Source organism: Marinobacter vinifirmus (assembly GCF_002258215.1).
Classification (GTDB): Bacteria; Pseudomonadota; Gammaproteobacteria; order Pseudomonadales; family Oleiphilaceae; genus Marinobacter; species Marinobacter vinifirmus.
Window position 1 is genome coordinate 301413 of record NZ_NEFY01000002.1, and the last position, 23214, is coordinate 324626.

Below are 23214 nucleotides of genomic sequence, written 5' to 3' on the forward strand. Positions count from 1 at the left end.
CTAACGCCGCTGCGGCGCTATTTGGTTGCTATTTCGGGGCGCTTTCACTAACTTTACGACATATAATTGCCATCTTTAAAGGTTATAAAGAATAAAATGCCCACAAAAGAAAAGACCCTGATACAAATCGACAAAACAGACAGGAAAATCCTCGAACAATTGCAGAAAGACGGTTCGCTGACCAATCAGCAGCTGGCCGAAAAGGTGGGGTTATCGCCGTCGCCCTGCCTGCGCCGGGTCAGGGCCCTGGAGGAAGCGGGAATCATCATCCGCACCGTGACCATCCTGGATCACAAGAAACTGGGGCTGGCGTTGACGGCGATTACCCTGATCGGCATGGACCGGCACACACCGGAGCGGTTTGCCGCCTTCGAGGAACAGGTTGCCGAATACCCGGAAGTCCAGGAGTGCTACCTGATTACCGGCCAGAGCGCCGACTACATGCTGAAGATTGTGGTGCCCGACATGGACCACTATCACCAGTTCCTGCTGAACCGGATTACCCGTATCCCGGGGGTCAGTGGCGTGCATTCCAGCTTTGTTCTGCGGCGGGTAATCGACAGCACCGCCCTGCCCCTGGGCTACCTTTCCTGACGGATCAGCTCGGCCACATAGGCCTGGGTCATCACTTTCAGTTCACCGACCAGTTGCCGGCCCTGCTGGTCCGGCAGTGTCGCTGCCAGCCGCAGAATGGATCCGGCCGCCCGCGGCAGTAACAGGCTGGCATTCCAGCGGCGGTCATCCGGCAGGTTAGGGTATTCCTGTTGCAGGCGTGCATCCAGGTCACTGGCGTTGTTGTAGAGCTCTCGCAGGTCCAGGTCCCGCAACTCGGGCATGGCTTCAACGCCACTCCAGATGGCCGAATAGGCAGGCTCGGTGCGGTAGAAGGTGTAGAACTGCTCGATCAGCACTTCGATGGCCTCATCCAGGCCAAGTTTCGGCAGCTTCTCCCTGAGTGCACGTTCCATTTTCTCCACATGGCCTTCGGCAATGGCGTGGACGATGGCCGCCTTGTTCGGGAAATACCGGTAAAGGGAGGCGAGCGACATGTCCGACTGCCGGGCAATGGCCGACATGCTGGTGCCGTCTACCCCGTTCTCGTGAAAGATCGCAGCGGCGTGCCGCAAGATGGCGTCTACACGCTCCCTGCTCCGGGCCTGTACAGGCTTTCGGCGTGGTGTTACGTCGATAGATTCGTCAGTCATTATCTGTACCTTGTGCAGCAGGCTCCGTACAATAACGCCCACTTTACGACAAAGAAAGGCAGAGTCAGGCCAACAGACCTGCCAATTAGTCTTAACCCCGGATTTCAAAAAACGGAAGACACCATGCGAGCAAGCCGCTACCTGATTGCCACCCAGAAAGAGACCCCCGCCGATGCCGAGATCATCAGCCACCAGCTGATGCTGCGCGCCGGCATGATCCGCAAACTGGCCGCCGGCCTTTACACCTGGCTGCCCATGGGGCTACGTACCCTGCGCAAGGTAGAGCGGATTGTTCGTGAAGAAATGGACAAGAGCGGTGCCCAGGAAGTGCTGATGCCCGCCGTTCAGCCCGCAGAACTGTGGCAGGAATCCGGCCGCTGGGAGCAGTACGGCGGCGAACTGCTGCGCCTGAACGACCGCCATGGCCGGGATTTCTGCTTCGGCCCGACCCATGAAGAAGTCATCACCGACCTGATCCGTAACGAGCTCAAGAGCTACAAGGAACTGCCGGCCAACTTCTACCAGATCCAGACCAAGTTCCGCGACGAGCGCCGCCCGCGTTTCGGTGTGATGCGCGCCCGGGAATTCATCATGAAAGACGCCTACTCGTTCCACGTGAACGCGGCGTCCCTGGATGATACCTATCAGCTGATGCACCAGACCTACTGCAACATCTTTGATCGGCTGGGCCTGGATTATCGCCCGGTGCAGGCGGATTCCGGTTCTATCGGCGGCAGCGCTTCCCACGAGTTCCACGTGCTGGCCTCCTCCGGTGAAGATGCCATCGTGTTCAGCACCGAAAGTGACTACGCCGCGAACATCGAGAAAGCCGAGGCCGTGGCTCCGGCGGGCGAACGCGCAGCACCGGGCGAAGCCATGCAGGAAGTACACACCCCGGGCCAGAAAACCATTGAAGCGGTGTCTACGTTCCTGGGCCTGCCGGCAGAGCGCAGCGTGAAAACCCTGCTGGTAAAAGGCGAAGCCGACGAGAACGGCGAATCCGGCCTAGTGGCGCTGATCCTGCGCGGCGACCACACCCTGAACGAGATCAAGGCTGAAAACCTGGCCGGCATTGCCGAGCCGCTGACCATGGCCACCGATGAAGAAATCGTGGAAGCCATTGGTTGTAATCCCGGCTCCATCGGCCCGGTTAACCTGCCGGTGCCGGTCATTGTCGATCGCAGTGCCGCCCACCTGGCGGACTTCGTATGTGGTGCCAACAAGGATGACTATCACCTGACCGGCGTGAACTGGGAGCGTGATGTAGCCCTGGGCCGGGTGGAAGACCTGCGCAACGTAGTGGAAGGTGACCAGAGCCCGGACGGCAAGGGCACACTGGAGATCCGCCGCGGTATCGAAGTGGGCCACATCTTCAAGCTGGGCAACAAGTACAGCCAGGCCATGAATGCCACTGTACTGGACGAGAACGGCAAGGCCGTGATCATGGAGATGGGCTGCTACGGTATTGGTGTGTCCCGCATCGTGGCGGCGTCCATTGAGCAGAACCACGATGACAAGGGCATTATCTGGCCCGACGCCATTGCTCCGTTCGAAGTGGCTATCGTTACCCTGAACGCCCACAAGAACGCCGTAGTGGCCGAAGCCGGTGACAAGCTTTACGAACAACTTCGCCAGGCTGGCTACGATGTGTTGCTGGATGACCGGAACGAGCGCCCGGGCGTGAAGTTTGCGGACATGGAACTGATGGGCATTCCGCACCGGTTTGTGGTTTCCGAGCGGGGCCTGGCGGCCGGTACCCTGGAATACAAGGGCCGTCGCGATGAAGATAAACAGGATATTGCCCTGGAAGAAGCCCTGCCCTTCCTGGTGAAGGCCTCACCCAAAGGCGGGCTCTGACCCGCCCGTCTGGTCTTTGGCGGGTGGCCGGCTTGGCCGCTCGCTGAAGGCAGGTAACACTGCAACAAAGTCTCAGTTACCGACGATACCCGGTTCCTGCTCCAGCCCCACCCCGAACTTGTTCCGCACCGATTCCCGCACCTCCTGCGCCAGTGCCAGGATGTCCTGCCCGCTGCCCCCGGAATGATTGATCAGCACCAGTGCCTGGCGGTTATGCACGCCGACCGTTGCGTTCCGGTAACCCTTCCAGCCGGCCTGGTCGATCAGCCAGGCTGCCGCCAGTTTGACGCCTTCGGCGACCGGGTAGGACACCACGTCCGGGAAACGGCTAACGATATCTTCAAATTGCGCCTGGCTGACCACCGGATTCTTGAAGAAGCTTCCGGCATTGGGCAGCACAGCCGGGTCCGGCAGTTTTCGGCGGCGAACTGCCATCACCGCTTCCGCCACAGCCAGGGGCGTCAGTTGATCAGTTTCCTCGCATCCCAGGTACTCCTGCAAGTCACGGTAACCGAGTTTCATCGGCTCGGTTCGGGACAGGGCTAGGCGGATTTCAAGAATGATGTAACGACCGGGCTGATGCTTGAACAGGCTGTCCCGGTAGGCGAACTCGCAGTCGGCCGCCGGTAACTCGACCACTTCCATGGTCGTGCGATCCAGGGCCGTGACCGTTTTCAGGGTGTCGCACAGCTCCACCCCGTAGGCACCGATGTTCTGGACAGGCGCGGCTCCAGCGGTGCCGGGGATCAGTGCCAGGTTTTCGATACCCCGGTAACCAGAGCGGGCCGCATACAGCACCGCATCGTGCCAGTTTTCCCCGGCCGCCAGCACCAGTACCGCGTCGTCTTCCCGCACCTGCTCCCAGGTACGACCCCGGAGCGCCATGTGCAGCACCAGACCGTTGAAGTCCCCGGCGAAGACCAGGTTACTGCCACCACCGAGTACCAGCGTTTGCTGGCCATTCTCGCGGGCCCAGTCAAGGGCCGCTTCAAGCTCGTCGGCGGTGGTAATATCCGCAAAATAACGGGCCTTAGCCGGCACTGCCAGGGTGTTCAGGCCTTGCAGGCTGACCTGCTCACGGATCTCGGGCAGTCGGCTCAAGCCAGCCGCTCCCGGATGGATTCCAGCAGGCCTTCGCTGGCCTCATGGATCAGGTCCAGCACCTGCTCGAAGCCGTCCTCACCGCCGTAGTAGGGGTCTGGCACCTCGGCATGGCCGGATCGACCGAACTCCAGGAACAGCCGGGGCTCTGTGCCACCGTTCTGGTTCCAGATATCCCGTACATCGGCCAGGTTGGAACGGTCCATCACCAGCACATAGTCAAACCGGTCAAGATCTTCGGCCTGGATCTGCCGCGCCCGAAGCTCCGCAATATCGACGCCGCGACGCTCCGCTGCGGCGGTGGCGCGGGCATCCGGGGCCTTGCCGATGTGCCAGTTACCGGTGCCGCAGGAATCAATATGCAGGCTTTCCAGCAAGCCCTGTTCTGCGGCCAGCTGCCGGAATACGCCCTCCGCGCTCGGCGAGCGGCAAATGTTACCCAGGCAGACAAACAGAACGCTGACTTTTCCAGATGCTGCATCAGACATAGCGCCCTCCCGCTTCAAGCAATGCCCGAATCCGGGCCAGGTCTTCTTCGGTGTCCACGCCAGCCGCCGGTGGCCGCTCGGCAATGTCCACATGGATACGGGCGCCGTTGTACAGCGCCCTCAATTGTTCCAGCGCCTCTACCTGCTCGGTAGGCGCAGGCGGCCAGGTGACGAACTGCCGCAACACGCTGGCGCGGTAACCATAGATGCCGATATGGCGGAAATAACCCACACCGTCGGGCAGGTCTACATCCACCGCTGGCGCATTGGCCGGCCAGAAATCCCGGGCCCAGGGAATGGGCGCACGGCTGAAATAGTGGGCCATACCACGGGCGTCGAACACCACTTTCACCACATTCGGATTAAACACCTGGCGGGCATCGTGGAGCCGCTCGCACAACGTAGCGATCTCGGCTTCCGGGTACAGCTCCAGGTTCTCGGCCACCTGGTTGATCAGGGCCGGTGGAATCAGCGGCTCGTCGCCCTGTACATTCACCACCCGGTGGTCGGCATCGAGCTCAAGCTTGCGGGCCACTTCTTCCAGCCGGTCGGTGCCACTGGCGTGGTTCGGTGAGGTCATCACCACCTCGGCTCCGAACCCCCTGCAGGCTTCTTCAATGCGGGCATCATCGGTGGCAACCACCACGCGGCTGGCACGGCTTTCTGCCGCGCGTTCGCACACATGCTGGATCATCGGCTTGCCGGCTATCATTGCCAGGGGCTTGCCGGGCAGTCGACTGGAAGCGTAACGGGCCGGGATAACAACGGTGAAAGACATGGACTACCCCGTACAGATCAGTGCTTGTCGAGACGTTCGTCGGTGCTCAGTGTCCGTGCCTCAACCGCCAGCATCACCGGAATACCCTCACGGATCGGGAATGCCATGGCATCCTGGTAACAGATCAGTTCGGTGCGGGCTTCGTTAAGCTTGAGTTCACCCTTGCAGACCGGGCAGGCCAGCAGGCCCAGCAGTTTCTTATCCATGGTCAGATCTCTCGGTATCATGTGGTTTCAGCTGCCCGGAACACTCCCTGAGCCGCTCGATAAAACGTTGTTCAAAAGGTTCCGATACCCGGGCCTCTACCGTCAACACCCAGGCGTTGTCTGGCGCAAAGCCACGGCATTTCACCGCATCCTTGGCGGTCATCACCAGCCACTCCAGGGCGCCGGAGGCCAGGTCTTCCGGGCGGAAATGGTGATGGTCAGGAAATGGCACTTCATTAACGTGGGCACCCAGGCCACGAAGCGTGTCGAAGAATCGCCCGGGGTTGCCGATACCTGCCACCGCCCGTACCGGTTTGCCTTTCAGCTTTTCCGGGGGCACGGTCTCACCGGAATTCAGGTTCACCAGGGCGGAGGGCACCAGCTCCATGGCATGGATATCCGGATGGTCAACGCCGGCAAAGCTGTCCAGGGTCTCACCTGCTTCGGGGAATCCGGCGCCGTTAAGGATGACAAAATCGACACTGCCCAGGCGCTCGACCGGCTCCCGCAATGGGCCTACCGGAATAATCGCACCGTTGCCGATGCCCCGCCGGGCATCAAACACCGCCAGCTCGATATCTCTTGGCAGCCGGTAGTGCTGCAGTCCGTCATCGCAGATCAGCACGTCGCCCAGACCGTTCTCCAGTGCCCAGGCAGCGCCCCGGCACCGTTCCGGATCCACCACCACCGGGCAACCGGTTGCCTGGGCCAGCATCAGGGGCTCATCACCGCTCACACCCGGCGAAGTGCCTTCACTGACTAACAGGGGGTAGTGATTGCTTTTGCCGCCGTAGCCCCGGCTCAGAATGACCGGTTTCCAGCCTTCCTGCTTCATGCGCTGCACCAGCCGGGCGGTCAGGGGCGACTTGCCGGTGCCACCGGCGGTGATGTTACCCACCACCACCACGGGTACCGGGAGGGATTCGTTACGGGCCTGCCAGGCCTTCCGGCGCCGGGATTCCGACACCGCCCGGTAAAGCCAGGCCAGTGGCGTCAGCAGGGCCAGTGGCCTGCCCCGCCCGTACCAAAGCCGATCGACCAGGCTGGTACTCATGCCTGCTCGCTGAACTGAATCTGGTGCAGCTGGGCATAGGCGCCATCGGCCGCCAGCAGTTCGTCGTGGTTACCGGATTCAACAATGTGGCCCTTGTCCATCACCAGGATCCGGTCGGCTTTCTCGATAGTGGAAAGACGGTGCGCAATCACCAGCGTTGTCCGCCCTTCCATGACCGTTTCCAGCGCTTCCTGGATATGCCGCTCAGACTCGGTATCCAGCGCCGAAGTGGCCTCATCCAGAATCAGGATCGGCGCGTTCTTCAGCAGCGCCCGGGCAATGGCCAGCCGCTGTCGCTGACCACCCGACAACATCACACCGTTATCGCCGATCATGGTATCCAGCCCTTCCGGCATGCGGTCGATAAACTCCAGGGCATGGGCCTTGGCCGCTGCTTCCCGAATCTCCTCACGGCTGCAATCCCGCAACGCGCCATAGGCAATGTTGGCGGCGATGGTGTCGTTGAACAGCACCACGTTCTGGTTTACCAGGGCAATCTGCGAACGCAGCGCCTGCAGGGAGAATTCTTTCAGGGAATGGTCGTCGATGCGGATATCACCGCCAGTGAACTCGTAGAACCGGGGCAACAAACTCACCAGTGTGGACTTGCCACTGCCGGAGCGCCCGACCAGGGCAACGCTCTGGCCCGCCGGAATGCTCAGGGAAATGCCTTCCAGTACGTTATCCAGCTGGTCGCGGTAGCGGAAAGATACCTGGTCAAACTCGATACGGCCTTCCACCCGCTCCGGCGCGAATCCGCCACGGTCTTCTTCCGGCTGTTCGTCCATGGTTTCGAACACGTCGTAGGCGGCGGCCACACCCTTCTGGATCTTGGCGTGCACCGAAGTTACCTGGCGGATCGGCTTCGCCATGGTGGTTGCTGCAGTGATAAAAGCAACCAGTTGTCCGGTGGTCATTTCACCGCGAATTTCCGGGGCCAGCATGGTCCAGACCAGGGCCGCAATGGCAATTGCCACCAGCACCTGGATCACCGGCACACTGATGGCCTGGGTGGAAGCCATTTTCAGGCTCTGCTTCAGGTTGCGCTCGCTGACATCGCGGAAACGCTCCCGCTCGTAGTCTTCGCCTCCAAAGGTACGCACCACCCGGTAACCGGTGATGGACTCCGAGGCCACGTGGGTAATATCACCCATGGAGCCCTGAATGCGCTTGCTGATCCGGCGGAAGCGTTTACTGGCATAGCTGACCACGAAACCAATCACCGGCCCCACGGTGAGGAACACCAGGGTCAGTTTCCAGTTGGTGTACAGCATGAAGCCCAGCAAGCCGACAATGGTCAGGCCTTCGCGCAGGGTAATGGTGATGGCATTGGTGGCCGCTTCCGCCACCTGCTCCACGTTGAACGTCAGCTTGGACACCAGCCGGCCGGCGGCGTTGTCGTCGAAGTAACGGGATGGCAGGGTCATCAGCCGGTCAAAAACATCGTTACGCAGGGCGTTGATGACATTACGGCCCACATAGCTGATGAAATACTGACTGAAGAAGGTACCCAGGCCGCGCAGGGCAAACACACCAACGATCAGGCCGGTCAGGAGCATCCGGTTCTGGTCGGTGGGGTTTTCGATGGCGGTGATCACATACTCCATGGCTGCCGCCATACCGGTAGACGCCGCCGCGTAGATAATGTTGCCCAGCACCGCCAGCGAAAACGCCAGCCAGAAAGGTTTTACGTAGGTGAGCAGGCGCTTGTAGGTTGTCCAGCTTCCAACCGGCGGAGCTTTGAGCGGTTCCGGCCTTAAATCGATCACTGGCTGTCAGCCTCCCGCTCTGTGGTTATGCTCAGTTTCGCAAACCCCAGGCGACCGGCCACATCCATGGCGCGCACAACAAATTCGTGGGGAGTACGGGCATCTGCCGTGATGATAAACGGCAGGTTGCTATCTCCCTCAGCCAGTTCCCTGACACCCCGCTCCAGGGTCTCGCGCCGGTTGTTCACCAATGTCCTGTCATTCAGGATGTACTGGCCTTCGACATTGATCACCACGTCAATCTGGCGCACTTCAGACGGCGTTGCCGGATCACCACTGGCTTGCGGCAATTCCACTTCCAGGTGGCTTTCCCGGGTAAAGGTGGTGGATACCATAAAGAAAATCAGCAGCAGAAACACCACGTCGATCAGTGGCGTCAGGTCTACCCCGACTTCCTGGCTTCGTTGGCGCTTGAACTTCACTGTGTTCAGGCTCCTTCCACGTCGATTTCACGGTCACCATGAACCACTTCCACCAGCTTTATGGCTTCCTGTTCCATGTTAACCACCAGCTCGTCAACGCGGCGGATAAAATAGCGATGGCAGATCAGTGCCGGAATAGCAACGCTCAGGCCTGCAGCCGTGGTGATCAGGGCTTCGGAAATACCGCCTGCGAGGTTGCCTGCGTTACCGACACCGGCCAGCTGGATCTCGGCGAATACCTTGATCATACCGATAACCGTCCCCAACAGACCCAGCAGCGGGGTAATGGTAGCAATGGTTCCCAGCGGGTTCAGGAACCGTTCCAGCTCGTGGATAACCTGGCTAGCTTCGTGTTCGATGCTTTCTTTCATGACCTCACGGCCATGCTTGGCATTGATCAGACCACCGGCCAGAACCCGGCCCAGCGGAGAGGAGCCCTGCAAGGCTTTGAGCTTGCGACCGTTAAGCTCTTTTTTCTTGATCCAGCGCCAGAGCTCATTGATCGATTGCGGCGGCGCTACGCGGGAAGCACGCAAAGACCAGAATCGCTCCAGAACGATGGCAAGGGCCAGAATGGAACAGGCAACAATAGGCACCATCAGGATGCCACCGGCTTTCAACAGCTCGAACACGCTTGATCTCCCTGATTAATTACAAGCCGCGCTACTTTAGCATAGCTGCCGGTGCAGGCCACACCCGGAATGTCACGGTATATTACATTGGTCACGGGCCAGGCCCGGAGCGGCTACCCAGAAGGGTGCGGAATGGCGGATTTCTTCGATTTCCGGGCCTGTCGCCGGCAAGGTAATGGCAATCTGACCGGAACAGGCTGTATTCAACGCCCGGGCTCCAGCCTGGCGATAGCGGGCCGTCACCTCCGGATGGGGGTGTCCGAAACGATGGCGATATCCGGCGGTGTAGATGACCTGGTCGGGCCGCAGAGTTTCCACCCAGCTTTCTGACGACGAGGTTTTGCTGCCATGGTGGGGTGCCAGCACCAGGCGGTGGGCCGGCTGCCGGTGGAACCAGTCCAGCTCCGGGTCCGCCAGCATCCGGGCTTCTACCCCGTCGCTGATATCACCGGTCAGCCAGATCTCGGTATCGGACAACCCATGGCTTACCCGGAGCACGCAGGATGCATCATTACCCGCCCTTGCATCCGGCGCTTGCCAGAATGCCAGCTCCAGGTCTCCCCAGTGCTCAGCGACTGCCGGGCAGTCATGCACAAGGCGCAGGCCGTCCAAACTCCCGGATAACTCCCCGGCTTCACCGCTGGATATCCTCACCACATCGAAGGTATCGAGCAACACAGGCAAGCCGCCGGCATGGTCGTTATCGGCATGGCTCAGCACAAGGTGGTCTATCCGCCGGATACCCCGGGCGCTCAGCTCCGGTATCAACACCGAATCGGCCGCAGAAAACACGCCTTTCACCTCCGGGCCGGTGTCATAGAGCAGAACCTTGTCATCCACCCGGATCAGAACTGACAGCCCCTGCCCCACATCCAGGATGCGAATTTCCGGAACCGCCACTGACGAGTTCTCCGGCTCGCGATGGTACAGCGCCGCAAGACTCCATAAGGCGATGGCAGCGAATGCCGCGGGCCGGAACCCGGGCACCGGCAGCCGGATCATGACAACCACCACCAGTACCAGCAAGCCGGATTGCGCAACCTTGCCTCCTCCGGGCACAGGCCAGTCCAGAACCTGGACCCACTCAAGCCAGCCCCAAAGCAATGCCAGTGCCCCGTCCATCAGCACCATCGCGAAGCCCGACAACCCGCCGCCGGACAGCGCCGACAGCAACGCACCCACAAACAACACCGGCATCACCACCAGGGACACCCAGGGAATGGCCAACAGGTTGGCCAGCAATCCAGCCAACGGCTGGCCCAGGCCGAAGTGCAACAGAACCGGCCACAAACCGGCGAACACCGCAAATTGTGCGAGCACCAGGCCTTTCAGCCAGCCCGGAGCCGATACCCTGCCGGCAAACACCAGCAACAACACCGCCACCGCACCAAAGGAAAGCCAGAAGCCCTGATCCAGCGGCGCAAATGGATCCAGCAGCAACACCAGGAACAGCGCCGCCATAAAGGGTTGCCAGGCACTGGCTTCCCGGGCCATCAACAGATACCAGCCACCCACAACCACCATGATCAGGGCCCGGCGGGTAGGTACCGTAAACCCCGCCAGCAGGGCATAGGCCAGGCTGCACAGCATCACCAACGCAAACACCGCCACCCGGCCTTGATGAACGGACACCCACCCCGATGGCACCAGCAACAACAGCCGGTGCCCGAGCAACCCCACGGCTACCGCCACCAAACCCAGATGCAGGCCGGAAATAGCCACCAGGTGAATGGTGCCGGTGGCTTTCAGGGCATCCCAATGGGCGTTTTCCAAATGCCCGCGGTTACCGATCAGCAGCGATGCAATCAGGGGAAACTGTTGTGCCTCACCAAACCAGTCTTCCACCACAGCCGCCACCGACTGGTGCCAGGCCCGGTATTGGCAGTGCCAGCCACAGGCAAGCCCGGGCTCCGGGGCAACGCTCCTGACGCTGCCAGTGGCCCGGAAGCCGTTTCGAAACAGCCAGTCCTCGTAGCGAAAGCCGGCCTGGTTCAGGTTGCCGTGTGGGCGTTTGAGGACCACTTCCAGGCGCAGCCGGTGCTCAGGCAGGTCTTTACCGTCACGCCCGTACCAGGCCAGCCGCAGGGTTTCCGGCAAGCGGGTGCCTTCGGGCACCGTCGCAGGTTCGTGCCAGCGCTGGACACAGAAATTGAAACGGAGACTGCCAAAGCTGCCCGGTTGAGGAAGGCTGCACAGATGACCGGAGACTGTCACCTGCTCGCCCTCAAGCCCCTGGGGCAACCGCTCTGCCAGGCGCCCATCGGCATGCCAGGTGGCCCAGAGCAGGCCCAGCAACCCGAAACAAACCAATAAACAGAGACTGGAGAACCGGCTGCCCCGCCCCCAAAACGCGGCGGCACCAACCATGAAGGTAAGCACAAACAACCATGTATAAGGTGGTAAGACTGTCAGCCAATACAGTAAGATAACGCCGCTAGAGAAGGCGACCATGCAGGATGCGGCCAGCGCCGGTTTTATGCGCTCACAGCCATTATGAACTTGCCCGGACACTCCCTGTCCTCCTCTGGTAAAAGCTGACAATTTCCGTTTGTCAGTGGTGTTTCACTGCAACGCAACAGGCCGAACTTCCAATGCCGAAGAAGTTCATGAAACGGTATTTGCCCAGCCCCGAGAGAGTGCGCGCCATGCGTTCGCTGCACTTTCTGGGCGATATCCTCCATGAACCCAACCTGTGGCACATCAACCGGCATTGCGTAGCACGGGCGTTCCTGGTCGGCGTCTGGTTCTGTTTTATTCCTATGCCCTTTCAGATGCTGGCCGCGGCCTTCTGTGCCATCTGGATCAACGCCAACCTGCCCTTGTCGGTGGCACTGGTGTGGATCAGCAACCCGCTGACCATGCCGCCCATGTTCTATTTCAACTACAAACTCGGGGCCTGGCTGCTGGATCGCCCGGTGCTCGACTTTGAATTCGAACTTACCTGGCACTGGATCAGCCACCGCCTGGTGGACATCGGCATTCCGCTGTACCTGGGGTCACTGATCATCGCCACCCTCTGTGCCTGCCTCGCCTATCTGGGCATCCAGTATCTGTGGCGGCGAAAAATCCGCACCGACTGGCGCCACAGACGCATAGCCAGGCGCGCTGGCCGCGCCCCTGGTAATCAGACTTCCTGAACCAGCCGGCCCTGTTCCAGGCGCAACACCCGCCCCAGACTCCGGGCCATGGTCATATCGTGTGTCACCATGATGAACGCGATGCCGGACTGATCACGCAGCTCCTCGATCAAAGCCCGAATCCCCTCACCGGTGTGCTGGTCCAGGTTACCGGTAGGCTCGTCCATCAACACGCAATCCGGCTCGTTCACCAGGGCACGGGCAATGGCCACGCGCTGGCGCTCTCCGCCTGACAGTTCACCCGGCTTATGACGAAGCCGCTCCGTCAGGCCCACACGCCCCAGAAGCGCTTCAGCTTTCGGAAGGGCCTGGGCCGGCGACAAGCCACCCAACACACAGGGCAGCATCACATTCTCCAGTGCGGAGAATTCTGGTAACAGGTGATGAAACTGATACACAAACCCCAGATGGCGATTACGGAAGCGGGCCCGACCGGCTTCCGAGAGTTTGTGAATGTTCTGGCCACAAATCTCGATCTGGCCGGACGAGGGCTTGTCCAGCCCGCCCAGCAGGTTCAGCAGGGTAGTCTTGCCTGCACCGCTGCTACCGACAATGGCAACGGTTTCTCCGGGCGTCACCTCCAGCGAGATGTCAGAGAAAATCGTGAGCTTCTCCGGGCCCTCACTGTAGGTTCGGGTCACCTGCCGGCAGTCGATCACTAGAGGCTTGCCTGCCTCGTTCGCTGTGACATTACTCATAGCGCAAAGCCTCCGCCGGTTCGACCCGCGATGCACGCCAGGCCGGGTAAATCGTTGCCAGCAGGCTCATGGCAAGGCCGGCACCGCTGATAATAAACACATCCTGCCACTGCAGCTGCGATGGCAGATAGCTGATGAAGTACACATCCGCGCTCAGGAACTGGTGCCCCATGGCGCTTTCCAGCCAGGCAATAATGCCGCTGATGTTGAGTGCGCCCAGCACGCCCAGGGTGGTACCGACCAGCGTACCGAACACGCCGATTACCGCCCCCTGGATAATGAAAATGCGCATGATCCGGCCCGGAGTCGCCCCCATGGTTCGGAGAATGGCGATATCCGCAGTTTTGTCGGTGACCACCATCACCAAGGTGGACACAATATTGAAGGCAGCCACCGCCACAATGAACATCAGCAACAAGCCGATCATGGTTTTTTCCATGCGGATAGCCTGGAACAGGTTGCCGTGGGTGCGGGTCCAGTCGGATACGTAATAGCGGCCACCCAGCTCCTGGGCCACCTGGTTAACCACACGGGGCGCGGCAAACAGATCATCCACCAGCAAGCGCACACCTTCCGCCTTGCCACCGGTACGCATCAGCCGCGCGGCATCGTCCATGTGAATCAGGGCGTAGTTGCCATCAAGTTCTGCGCCGACACTGAAAATACCCTTCACGGTGAAGCGTTTGAGCCTGGGCAGCACACCGGCCGGAGTCACCGACGCTTCCGGCAACACCACCGTCAGCTTGTCGCCAATCGCCAACCGCAGGCTGTTGGCCATCAACCGGCCGATAATGATGCCGAATTCACCGGATTTGAGATCGTCCAGCCCACCTTCAATAAAGTGGTTCTCGATGATCGAAACCGAGGCTTCTTCTTCCGGCAGAACACCGCTGAGCATCACCCCGCGCACATTGCCGCCACCGGTCACCATGCCCTGCCCCTGGATAAACGGCGCAGCCGCCAGCACCCTGGGGTGTTCCTGCACCAACTGGTCAACCTGCTGCCAGTCTTCCAGCGGGCCATTGGCGCCCTGAATGGTCGCGTGGGGCACCATGCCGAGAATTCTCTGCTTGAGCTCCCGGTCGAAGCCGTTCATCACCGACAACACAATAATCAGCACCGCCACACCCAGCATAAGGCCGATCATGGAGGTCAGGGAAATAAAGGAAATAAAGTGATTGCGCCGTTTGGCGGCCGTGTATCGCAGGCCTATATAAAACGATAAGGGTCTGAACATTAGGAGGTGCCTGTCGCCACTTTCAGAGGGGTAGATGCCGGCGCGCATTATCGCCTTGGATCAAAATGCGTTGCAACCGCACCACCCGCCGCACCATGGCCGGCAGCCTGCCCGCAAATTTGCCCCCGATGTGATCCAATGACTGAAAACACGGGGGCAAACCGGATAAACTCTCGAAAATATACTGACTTTTGCTAATATTTTCGGGATATTACGTTTTATACACATTCCGTGGACACACCACAGCATTCCGGCATCAGTGGAGAGCCATCTATGAACAACAAACGGAACCTGGTCGCTGCCTTTACCATGGCCGCAGCAGTGGCGGTTGCAGCCCTGCCCCAGGCCCACGCAGAACAACTGACCGTCCCGGTTGGCAGCCAGGCCGACCGCAGCCTTGTCAAAATGCCGGCCAACGGCATGACCGGGGGTTCCGTGCAAAGCCGCTGGGGTGCCCCTATGGAGATTCGGGGCCCGGTTGGCCAGCCACCGATTACCCAGTGGCACTACCAGGACTTCGTGGTGTACCTGGAACACGACCGGGTTATCCATGCGGTCATGAAGCGCCGCAAATAACCGGCCGGGGGCAATACACCGGTTTTTCATTGCCCATGTCCTGACGTTGCCTTAGCGGTCAGATAGAATGACTGCTTTTTGCGAACCAAGGTGGCAGATAACAGTGACTTCCAGACGAGTGTTGCCTGCGGAATGGGCTCCCCAGAGCGCAGTAATGTTGACCTGGCCTCACCCCGGAACCGACTGGGCCCGGATGATGGCAGATGCAGAACAGGTCTTCCTCGACATCGCCAAAGCGGTACTGCGCTTTGAACATTTGGTAATCAGTTGCGAGTTTGTGGCCGGGCTGCAAAAGCTGGGGCAGGAACTGAACCAGTACGCTGAAGACAACCATCTCCCCGGCCGCGTTGTGGCCGTACCGGCCCCGGCCAATGACACCTGGGCACGGGACCACGGCCCCATTACCGTTACCGATGCTGACAGCGCCACGCTTCTGGATTTCAGCTTCAACGCTTGGGGCGGCAAATTCCCCTGGGAGAAAGACAACGCCCTCAACCGACACCTGGCCAATGCAGGCGTATTCGGCAAGACACCGATGCAAGCGGTGGATTTTGTCCTGGAAGGCGGCTCCATTGAGTCTGACGGCCAGGGCACCATCCTGGCCACCAGCGAATGCCTGCTGACCCCCACCCGCAACCCGGACCTTGATCGCTCAGACATCGAACATCGGCTCTCCGAGTTACTGGGCGCAGACCGCATATTGTGGCTGAACCACGGCTACCTGGCCGGCGACGACACCGACAGCCACATCGACACCCTCGCCCGCTTCTGCGCCCCGGACCACATCTGTTATGTCACCTGTCCGGATGTGGCAGACGAACACTACAGCGCCCTGGCCGCCATGGAAGAGGAACTGCAGGAGTTCCGCCAGCAGGATGGCAGCCCCTACAAACTGACCGCTCTGCCCTGGCCCGATGCCATCTATGACGAAGAGGGCGAGCGCCTGCCGGCCACCTATGCCAACTTCCTGATTATCAACGATGCAGTTCTTTTGCCAGTCTACGATGTGCCGCAAGATCCGGAAGCCATTCGCATCATGGGTGAGATCTTCCCGGAGCGGGAAATCATTCCCGTTAACTGCCGTCCACTGATCCACCAGCATGGCAGCCTGCACTGTGTCACCATGCAGATTCCTGCCGGAGTCGTTTCCCTATGAGCCAGCTGAAAATCGCTGCTATCCAGCAAAAGTGCAGTAACGACAAAGCCGCCAGCCTGGCAACCTCCGAAAAACTGGTGCGGGAAGCCGCCACCGGGGGTGCGCAACTGGTGGTACTTCAGGAACTGCACGCCACCCTGTATTTTTGCCAGACCGAAGACACCGCCGTTTTCGAACTCGCCGAACCCATTCCGGGCCCCACCAGCAACCGCCTGTCGGAGCTGGCCAGGGAGCTGGGCATTGTGCTGGTAGGCTCTATCTTCGAACGCCGGATGAACGGGGTGTATCACAACACCTCGGTAGTGTTTGATACCGACGGCAGCCTGGCCGGGATCTACCGGAAAATGCACATCCCGGACGACCCGGGCTTCTACGAAAAGTTCTATTTCACCCCGGGCGACGCCCGCTTCAACAATGGCGACAGCGGCTTTACCCCGATCAATACCTCCGTCGGCAAGCTCGGGGTATTGGTGTGCTGGGACCAGTGGTACCCGGAAGCCGCCCGCCTGATGGCGCTGGCCGGCGCGGAAATCCTGATCTATCCCACGGCCATCGGCTGGGACATTACCGACGAAGCCGACGAACAGGCCCGCCAGCTGGAAGCCTGGGTGACCGTTCAGCGGGGCCACGCGGTGGCTAACAACCTGCCGGTGATTGCCCCCAACCGGGTGGGCACAGAACCCGACCCGTCCGGCCAGGGCGACGGCATCCGCTTCTGGGGCAACAGTTTTATCTGCGGGCCCCAGGGCGAATTCCTGGCCCGGGCCGACGATGAAAGCGAATGTATTCTGACCGCCACGCTGGACCGCGACCGGACTGAATCCGTCAGGCGTATCTGGCCGTATCTTCGGGATCGGCGCATTGATGCCTACGACGACATTCTCAAACGGGTACGGGACTGAGGCCTGCATGAAACAGAAAATGGACAGCGTGGTTGCCGAGCTCAACAAGATCTTGCTGGGCAAAGACAACCAGATCCGCCTGGCCCTGTGTGGCCTGCTGGCCCGCGGCCACCTGCTGATCGAAGACATTCCGGGCATGGGCAAGACCACACTGTCCCATGCGCTGGCGAAGATCATGGGGCTGAGCTATCAACGCATCCAGTTCACCAACGACCTGCTACCGGCGGATGTTCTGGGTTATTCCATGTACGACCGGGAGGCCGGCAGCCTGGTGTTTCACCCGGGCCCGATCTTTGCCCAGGTGGTGCTGGCAGACGAAATCAACCGGGCCTCGCCCCGCACCCAGAGTGCGCTGCTGGAAGCTATGGAAGAGCGCCAGGTATCCATTGAAGGCGAAACCCGGCCACTGCCCTCTCCGTTCTTTGTGATTGCCACCCAGAACCCCATTGAACAGGGCGGCACCTTTCCGCTGCCGGAATCCCAGCTCGACCGTTTTCTGATGCGCCTGCAGCTGGGCTACCCGGATCCGAAAGCAGAAAGAGAGTTACTGGAAGGCGAAGACCGCCGGGCCATCACCGGGCGGCTGCAAGCCATACTGCCCCAGCCTGAACTGGAAGCAGCTCAGGCCGCCGTCGAAAAAGTCAGCGCCAGCCCTGCCCTGCTGGACTATCTGCAGCGATTGCTTGAACAAAGTCGGCGCATGCCTGGCCTGGTCTACGGCCTGTCGCCGCGAGCCGGCCTCGGGCTGTTAAGGGCCGCCAAGGCCTGGGCCCTGATGGCAGGGCGCGACCACGTGCTGCCAGACGACGTCCAGGCAGTGTTCCCCTCCGTGGCCGAGCACCGGCTTGAGCAGGGCGAATCCGGTAAGAGCAAGGAGCGGGTACGACAGCTGCTGACCACGGTCTCGGTACTTGAATAATCCGGCTCCGGCCTCATACATCCAGATTACATATCACATACCAGCGAGATTCCCATGAGCGAAACACAGCACTCCCGACTGATCATTCTTGGTTCCGGCCCCGCAGGTTACACCGCAGCAGTCTATGCCGCCCGCGCCAACCTAAACCCGACCCTGATTACCGGCATTGAAGTGGGTGGACAGCTCACCACCACCACAGACGTGGACAACTGGCCGGGTGACAACGACGGCGTTCAGGGCCCGGAGCTGATGCAGCGCATGCAGAAGCACGCCGAGCGCTTCGAAACCAGCATCGTGTACGACACCATCAATGAAGCCGACCTGCAGAACCGTCCGTTCCGCCTCAAGGGCGACAACGGCGAATATACCTGTGACGCCCTGATCATCGCCACCGGCGCCTCGGCCATGTACCTGGGCCTGGAATCCGAAGAGAAGTTCAAGGGCCAAGGCGTATCAGCCTGCGCTACCTGCGACGGCTTCTTCTACCGCAAGCAGAAAGTCGCTGTGATCGGTGGTGGCAACACCGCCGTTGAAGAAGCCCTGTACCTGTCGAACATTGCCGATGAAGTGACCCTGGTGCACCGCCGTGACAAGCTGCGCTCTGAGAAAATCCTGCAGGACAAGCTGTTCGAAAAGGCCGAGAACGGCAACGTGAAGATCGTCTGGAACCACACCCTGGATGAAGTACTGGGCGACGGCACCGGTGTAACCGGCATGCGCATCAAGAGCACCGAAGACGGCAGCACCCGGGACATCGACCTGGCCGGCGTATTCATCGCCATCGGCCACAAGCCGAACACCAGCCTGTTCGAAGGCCAGCTCGACATGGACAACGGCTATCTGCGTATCCAGTCCGGCCTGAACGGCATGGCCACCCAGACCAGCATTCCAGGCGTATTCGCCGCCGGCGACGTAGCCGACCACGTTTACCGCCAGGCTGTCACCTCCGCCGGTTTCGGCTGCATGGCCGCCCTGGATGCCGAGAAATTCCTGGACCAGCAGGACTAAAACGGCCGACACTGAATGACCTCTCTACCCTGGCTGGAGCCGGAGGAACTCTGGTTCCCTCCGGCCGACGAAGCACTGGACGATCCGGACGGTCTTCTCGCCGTGGGTGGCGACCTGTCCCGGAGCCGACTCCTGCTGGCTTACCGGAACGGCATCTTCCCTTGGTTCAGTGACGACCAGCCCATTCTCTGGTGGTCCCCCAATCCCCGTTGCGTCCTGTTTCCGGACGAAGTCCACGTGTCCCGCAGCCTGCGCCGCACCCTGAACCAGCACCGGTTCGAGGTTACCGCAGACCGATGCTTCAGCCGCATCATCCGGTTGTGTGCCACCACCCGCGCAGAAGGCACCTGGATTACCGACGACATGATCCAGGCCTATACCGACCTGCACCGGCACGGCACCGCACACTCCATCGAAGTCTGGAACCGCAACGGCGAGCTGGCCGGGGGCATGTACGGCATTGCCCTGGGGCGCTGCTTCTTCGGTGAATCCATGTTTTCCCTGGAAACCAATGCTTCCAAGGTTTTGATGGTGCACCTGGCCCGCCAGCTGGCACAATGGGGTTACAGACTGATGGATTGCCAGGTCGAGAGCGACCATCTGCTCAGCATGGGTGCGCGAACTATTCCCAGGGACGAGTTTTTATCTATACTCGGGAAGTACGTGGATCAAAAACCGGAAAAGGAAGACTGGGCCTTCAACTGGCGCTGGCCCGGGCCGGAGGAATGAATGAGCAATCTCAGAACGCTGGTCTTCTTCGCAACGCCGCCCCACGACTGCAGCTATCTGCCGGATCGCGAAGCCACCACTATGTTTGTGGACCCAAGGGCCAACGTCGACAAGAAACTCTACAGCCAACTGACGGCACTGGGGTTCCGGCGCAGTGGCTCCCACTATTACCGCCCCCATTGTGAACATTGCAATGCCTGCGTGCCGGTACGCCTGAAGGTAGATCAGTTCCAGCCGGACCGTAACCAGCGCCGTGTCTTGCGCAAGAATGAAGACTTGTCGTGCCGCCTGGTGCCCGCCGCGTTCAGCGAGCGTTATTACCGGCTGTACGCCCACTACATTGAAGAGCGCCACCGCGATGGCGATATGTACCCTCCCTCCAGGGAGCAGTTCACATCGTTCCTGGTAGACGGCGCCACCGACTCCTGGTTCCTGGAAATTTCCCTGGGAGACGAACTGGCCGGCCTGGCGGCGGTCGACCTGCTGGATGACGGCTTGTCCGCCATCTACACCATTTTTGCTCCGGAGCTGGAAGACCGGAGCCTGGGCACCTTTGCCGTGCTCTGGCAGATTGAAGAAGCCCGGCGCCGCGGCCTGCCCCATCTGTACCTGGGTTACTGGATCCGGGAGTGCCGTAAAATGAACTACAAAACCCGTTTCAAACCCATCGAAGCGCTACGCGACGGGCACTGGCGAGAACTGCAATCAGACTGACTTTTGCCAAACGGCAAGAATTCAGGCAGAATTGCGCAATTTAAAATCACCGAAAAGCATTCCGAACGAGGTTTCTACTGAATGGCGAAATCAGATGTCATTGAAATGGAAGGCGTTATTATCGACACCCTTCCCAACACCATGTTCCGCGTTGAGCTGTCCAACGGCCACGTTGTGACTGCCCACATCTCAGGAAAAATGCGCAAGAACTACATCCGCATCCTGACCGGAGACAAGGTCAAGGTTGAGCTGACTCCCTATGACCTGAGCAAGGGCCGCATCGTATACCGCGCCCGTTAATCTGCTCGAGTGACATCTGAAAAGCCCCGCAAGTGCGGGGCTTTTTTGTTGCTTCAGAGGGCTTCTGCCGGCTCGTTCTCGTACTCGAACACCAGCTCGTCGCCTTTCAGGTGGATGAACACATCCCCACCCTTCTCTGCCAGGCTTCCGAACAGGATCTGCTCGGCCAGTGGCCGCTTGATCTTGTCCTGGATCAGACGCGCCATCGGGCGTGCGCCCATGGTCACATCGTAACCCTTCTCGGCCAGCCACACCTTGGCAGCTTCATCCACATGCAGCACCACATGTTTCTCGTCCAGTTGCGCCTGCAACTCGGTGAGGAACTTGTCCACCACATGGGTAATGGTGGCCTTCTGCAGGTCGGCAAACTGGATAATGCCATCCAGGCGGTTACGGAACTCCGGCGTGAAGGTCTTGCTGATCACTTCCATGCCGTCAGTGCTATGGTCCTGCTCGCTGAAGCCGATGGAACGGCGAGCCATGCTCTCGGCACCGGCGTTGGTAGTCATCACCAGGATCACGTGGCGGAAATCCGCCTTGCGGCCGTTGTTATCGGTCAGGGTACCGTGGTCCATCACCTGCAGCAGCAGGTTGAACACCTCGGGGTGCGCCTTCTCGATTTCGTCCAGCAGCAACACGCAGTGCGGATGCTTGTTGACCGCCTCGGTCAGCAGGCCGCCCTGGTCGTAACCGACATAGCCCGGAGGCGCGCCGATCAACCGCGATACGGTATGTCGCTCCATGTATTCGGACATATCGAAGCGAACCAGTTCGATGCCCAGAACCTTGGCCAGCTGCTTGGTCACTTCCGTCTTACCAACACCGGTCGGCCCGGCAAACAGGAAGGCACCTTCCGGCTTCTCAGGTGCTTTCAGGCCGGCGCGGGCCAGCTTGATGGCGGTGGCCAGGGATTCGATGGCCGGATCCTGCCCGAACACCACCATTTTCAGGTCCCGCTCCAGGTTACGCAGCAGGTCTTTGTCGCTGGTGGAAACGTTCTTCGGCGGAATGCGCGCAATATTCGCCACCACGTCTTCGATATCCGAAACTTCGATGGTCTTCTTGCGCTTGTCTTCCGGCTGCAGCCGCTGCCGGGCCCCGGCTTCGTCGATCACGTCAATGGCCTTGTCCGGCAGGTGGCGGTCGGTGATGTACCGGTCCGCCAGCTCTGCAGCCACCCGCAGGGCCTGGTCGGTGTAGGTCAGGTCGTGGTGTTTCTCGAAATTCGGCTTCAGGCCTTTGAGAATCTGGTAGGTATCTTCAACACTCGGCTCGTTCACATCGATTTTCTGGAAGCGACGGGCCAGGGCGCTGTCTTTCTCGAAGATTCCCCGGAATTCCTGGAACGTTGTCGAACCGATGCAGCGCAGTTCGCCGGAACTGAGCATCGGCTTGAGCAGGTTCGAGGCATCCATCACACCGCCGGATGCCGAGCCGGCACCGATGATAGTGTGAATCTCGTCGATAAACAGGATGGCATGATCCTGTTTTTTCAGGTCGCTCAGCAGGCCTTTCAGGCGCTTTTCGAAATCACCGCGGTACTTAGTACCGGCCAGCAACGCGCCCATATCGAGGGAATACACCACCGCATCGGAGATGATATCCGGCACCTGGCCGTCAACAATGCGCTTGGCCAGGCCCTCGGCGATGGCGGTTTTACCGACACCGGCCTCGCCCACCAGCAAGGGGTTGTTCTTGCGACGGCGCACCAGGATCTGTACCACCCGCTCCACTTCGTGCTCGCGGCCGATCAACGGGTCTATCCGGCCCTGCCGCGCCTGTTCGTTCAGGTTGGTTGCGTAGCTGTCCAGCGGGCTGGACTGGCTGCCTTCTTCTCCGGCTTCTTCGTGGGCGGAATGATCCATCCCGTCCTGGTCTTCTGCACCCTGTACCCGGGAAATTCCGTGGGAGACAAAGTTGACCACATCGATCCGGGCAATGTTCTGCTTCTTCAGCACATACACCGCCTGGCTTTCCTGCTCACTGAAGATCGCCACCAGTACGTTGGCGCCGGTGACTTCTTTCTTGCCGGAAGACTGCACATGGAATACCGCCCGCTGCAGCACACGCTGGAAGCCCAGTGTCGGCTGGGTTTCGCGTTCACTGTCGGTGCTCGGTATCAGAGGTGTGGTTGAATCCACGAATTCGACCAGCTCTTCCTCGAGCCGCTGGAGGTCTGCACCACAGGCTTTGAGAACGCCCACCGCCGATTCGTTGTCGAGAAGGGCCAACAACAAATGCTCCACGGTCATGAATTCATGACGCTTGTCCCGGGCATTTTTGAAGGCCGTATTCAGCGTAATTTCAAGATCTTTGCTCAGCATGG

Annotated in this window: 24 protein-coding genes; 11 read left to right on the forward strand and 13 right to left on the reverse strand. The window is 60.2% G+C overall.

Annotation, left to right across the window (positions count from 1 at the left end; translation table 11 throughout):
- Window positions 1–96 precede the first annotated feature (96 nt).
- Window positions 97–594, forward strand: coding sequence for an Lrp/AsnC family transcriptional regulator (locus B9Q17_RS03830; protein WP_094624172.1), 498 nt, complete (start codon window positions 97–99; stop codon window positions 592–594).
- Here the strand turns inward: B9Q17_RS03830 and B9Q17_RS03835 are convergent.
- The gene (locus tag B9Q17_RS03835; protein WP_094624173.1) at window positions 582–1205 is read right to left on the reverse strand and encodes a TetR/AcrR family transcriptional regulator; all 624 of its coding nucleotides are present in this window, start codon (window positions 1203–1205) and stop codon (window positions 582–584) included. The genes B9Q17_RS03830 and B9Q17_RS03835 overlap by 13 nt on opposite strands.
- Before the next feature lie 123 nt (window positions 1206–1328).
- Here B9Q17_RS03835 and B9Q17_RS03840 point away from each other — a divergent pair, with 123 nt between their 5' ends.
- Window positions 1329–3062, forward strand: a complete 1734-nt coding sequence (locus tag B9Q17_RS03840; protein ID WP_094624174.1) for a proline--tRNA ligase — start codon at window positions 1329–1331, stop codon at window positions 3060–3062.
- 72 nt (window positions 3063–3134) lie between these two features.
- Here the strand turns inward: B9Q17_RS03840 and murB are convergent, their stop codons facing one another.
- The 9 genes from murB to B9Q17_RS03885 form a co-directional block, all read right to left on the reverse strand.
- Window positions 3135–4163, reverse strand: coding sequence for a UDP-N-acetylmuramate dehydrogenase (gene murB / locus B9Q17_RS03845; RefSeq protein WP_094624175.1), 1029 nt, complete (start codon window positions 4161–4163; stop codon window positions 3135–3137).
- Complete coding sequence (locus B9Q17_RS03850; protein WP_022989127.1) at window positions 4160–4651, reverse strand: low molecular weight protein-tyrosine-phosphatase; 492 nt, start codon at window positions 4649–4651, stop codon at window positions 4160–4162. Before B9Q17_RS03850 ends, murB begins: the two co-directional genes overlap by 4 nt.
- Window positions 4644–5429 carry a 3-deoxy-manno-octulosonate cytidylyltransferase gene (gene kdsB, locus B9Q17_RS03855; RefSeq protein ID WP_094624176.1) on the reverse strand — a complete coding sequence of 262 codons (786 nt, stop codon included), beginning with the start codon at window positions 5427–5429 and terminating at the stop codon, window positions 4644–4646. The genes B9Q17_RS03850 and kdsB overlap by 8 nt, the downstream gene beginning before the upstream one ends.
- Before the next feature lie 17 nt (window positions 5430–5446).
- The gene (locus B9Q17_RS03860; RefSeq protein WP_022989129.1) at window positions 5447–5635 is read right to left on the reverse strand and encodes a Trm112 family protein; all 189 of its coding nucleotides are present in this window, start codon (window positions 5633–5635) and stop codon (window positions 5447–5449) included.
- The gene (gene lpxK, locus B9Q17_RS03865) at window positions 5628–6689 is read right to left on the reverse strand and encodes a tetraacyldisaccharide 4'-kinase (protein ID WP_058340705.1); all 1062 of its coding nucleotides are present in this window, start codon (window positions 6687–6689) and stop codon (window positions 5628–5630) included. Before lpxK ends, B9Q17_RS03860 begins: the two co-directional genes overlap by 8 nt.
- Window positions 6686–8458, reverse strand: a complete 1773-nt coding sequence (msbA, locus tag B9Q17_RS03870; RefSeq protein WP_094624177.1) for a lipid A export permease/ATP-binding protein MsbA — start codon at window positions 8456–8458, stop codon at window positions 6686–6688. Before msbA ends, lpxK begins: the two co-directional genes overlap by 4 nt.
- Window positions 8455–8880 carry an ExbD/TolR family protein gene (locus B9Q17_RS03875; protein ID WP_094624178.1) on the reverse strand — a complete coding sequence of 142 codons (426 nt, stop codon included), beginning with the start codon at window positions 8878–8880 and terminating at the stop codon, window positions 8455–8457. Before B9Q17_RS03875 ends, msbA begins: the two co-directional genes overlap by 4 nt.
- A gap of 5 nt (window positions 8881–8885) precedes the next feature.
- A complete protein-coding gene (locus tag B9Q17_RS03880) occupies window positions 8886–9512 on the reverse strand; it encodes a flagellar polar localization protein PocA (RefSeq protein ID WP_022989133.1) in 627 nt (208 codons plus the stop codon).
- A 72-nt stretch (window positions 9513–9584) separates the two neighbouring features.
- Complete coding sequence (locus tag B9Q17_RS03885; protein WP_094624179.1) at window positions 9585–11963, reverse strand: DNA internalization-related competence protein ComEC/Rec2; 2379 nt, start codon at window positions 11961–11963, stop codon at window positions 9585–9587.
- 140 nt (window positions 11964–12103) lie between these two features.
- On the opposite strand from B9Q17_RS03885, the gene B9Q17_RS03890 reads away from it, so the two are divergent.
- The gene (locus B9Q17_RS03890) at window positions 12104–12649 is read left to right on the forward strand and encodes a DUF2062 domain-containing protein (RefSeq protein ID WP_094624180.1); all 546 of its coding nucleotides are present in this window, start codon (window positions 12104–12106) and stop codon (window positions 12647–12649) included.
- Here B9Q17_RS03890 and B9Q17_RS03895 read toward each other — a convergent pair.
- The gene (locus B9Q17_RS03895; protein WP_094624181.1) at window positions 12637–13347 is read right to left on the reverse strand and encodes an ABC transporter ATP-binding protein; all 711 of its coding nucleotides are present in this window, start codon (window positions 13345–13347) and stop codon (window positions 12637–12639) included. The two genes, B9Q17_RS03890 and B9Q17_RS03895, sit on opposite strands and share 13 nt — an antisense overlap.
- On the reverse strand, window positions 13340–14584 hold the full coding sequence (locus B9Q17_RS03900; RefSeq protein ID WP_094624182.1) for a lipoprotein-releasing ABC transporter permease subunit: 1245 nt from the start codon (window positions 14582–14584) through the stop codon (window positions 13340–13342). Before B9Q17_RS03900 ends, B9Q17_RS03895 begins: the two co-directional genes overlap by 8 nt.
- A gap of 273 nt (window positions 14585–14857) precedes the next feature.
- Between B9Q17_RS03900 and B9Q17_RS03905 the strand changes: the two genes are divergently transcribed.
- The 8 genes from B9Q17_RS03905 to infA all read left to right on the forward strand — a co-directional run bounded on the left by B9Q17_RS03905 (window position 14858) and on the right by infA (window position 20888).
- Complete coding sequence (locus tag B9Q17_RS03905; protein ID WP_022989139.1) at window positions 14858–15160, forward strand: hypothetical protein; 303 nt, start codon at window positions 14858–14860, stop codon at window positions 15158–15160.
- Between the two features lie 103 nt (window positions 15161–15263).
- Window positions 15264–16316: an agmatine deiminase family protein gene (locus B9Q17_RS03910; protein ID WP_279627992.1), complete on the forward strand. Its 1053-nt coding sequence runs from the start codon at window positions 15264–15266 to the stop codon at window positions 16314–16316.
- Entirely contained in the window at window positions 16313–17218 is a 906-nt protein-coding gene (locus B9Q17_RS03915; RefSeq protein ID WP_094624184.1) for a carbon-nitrogen hydrolase, read from the forward strand. The genes B9Q17_RS03910 and B9Q17_RS03915 overlap by 4 nt, the downstream gene beginning before the upstream one ends.
- Window positions 17219–17225: 7 nt before the next feature.
- Entirely contained in the window at window positions 17226–18137 is a 912-nt protein-coding gene (locus B9Q17_RS03920; RefSeq protein WP_022989142.1) for an AAA family ATPase, read from the forward strand.
- Between the two features lie 54 nt (window positions 18138–18191).
- Window positions 18192–19145 (forward strand): thioredoxin-disulfide reductase, encoded by a 954-nt coding sequence (gene trxB / locus B9Q17_RS03925; RefSeq protein WP_094624185.1) that lies wholly within the window; start codon window positions 18192–18194, stop codon window positions 19143–19145.
- Window positions 19146–19160: 15 nt separating this feature from the next.
- On the forward strand, window positions 19161–19874 hold the full coding sequence (aat, locus tag B9Q17_RS03930) for a leucyl/phenylalanyl-tRNA--protein transferase (RefSeq protein ID WP_094624186.1): 714 nt from the start codon (window positions 19161–19163) through the stop codon (window positions 19872–19874).
- Window positions 19875–20588, forward strand: a complete 714-nt coding sequence (locus tag B9Q17_RS03935; RefSeq protein ID WP_022989145.1) for an arginyltransferase — start codon at window positions 19875–19877, stop codon at window positions 20586–20588.
- 81 nt (window positions 20589–20669) lie between these two features.
- Window positions 20670–20888 carry a translation initiation factor IF-1 gene (gene infA / locus B9Q17_RS03940; RefSeq protein WP_014421226.1) on the forward strand — a complete coding sequence of 73 codons (219 nt, stop codon included), beginning with the start codon at window positions 20670–20672 and terminating at the stop codon, window positions 20886–20888.
- Window positions 20889–20941: 53 nt separating this feature from the next.
- Here infA and clpA read toward each other — a convergent pair whose 3' ends face one another.
- Entirely contained in the window at window positions 20942–23212 is a 2271-nt protein-coding gene (clpA, locus tag B9Q17_RS03945; RefSeq protein ID WP_022987988.1) for an ATP-dependent Clp protease ATP-binding subunit ClpA, read from the reverse strand.
- Between the last annotated feature and the right edge of the window lie 2 nt (window positions 23213–23214).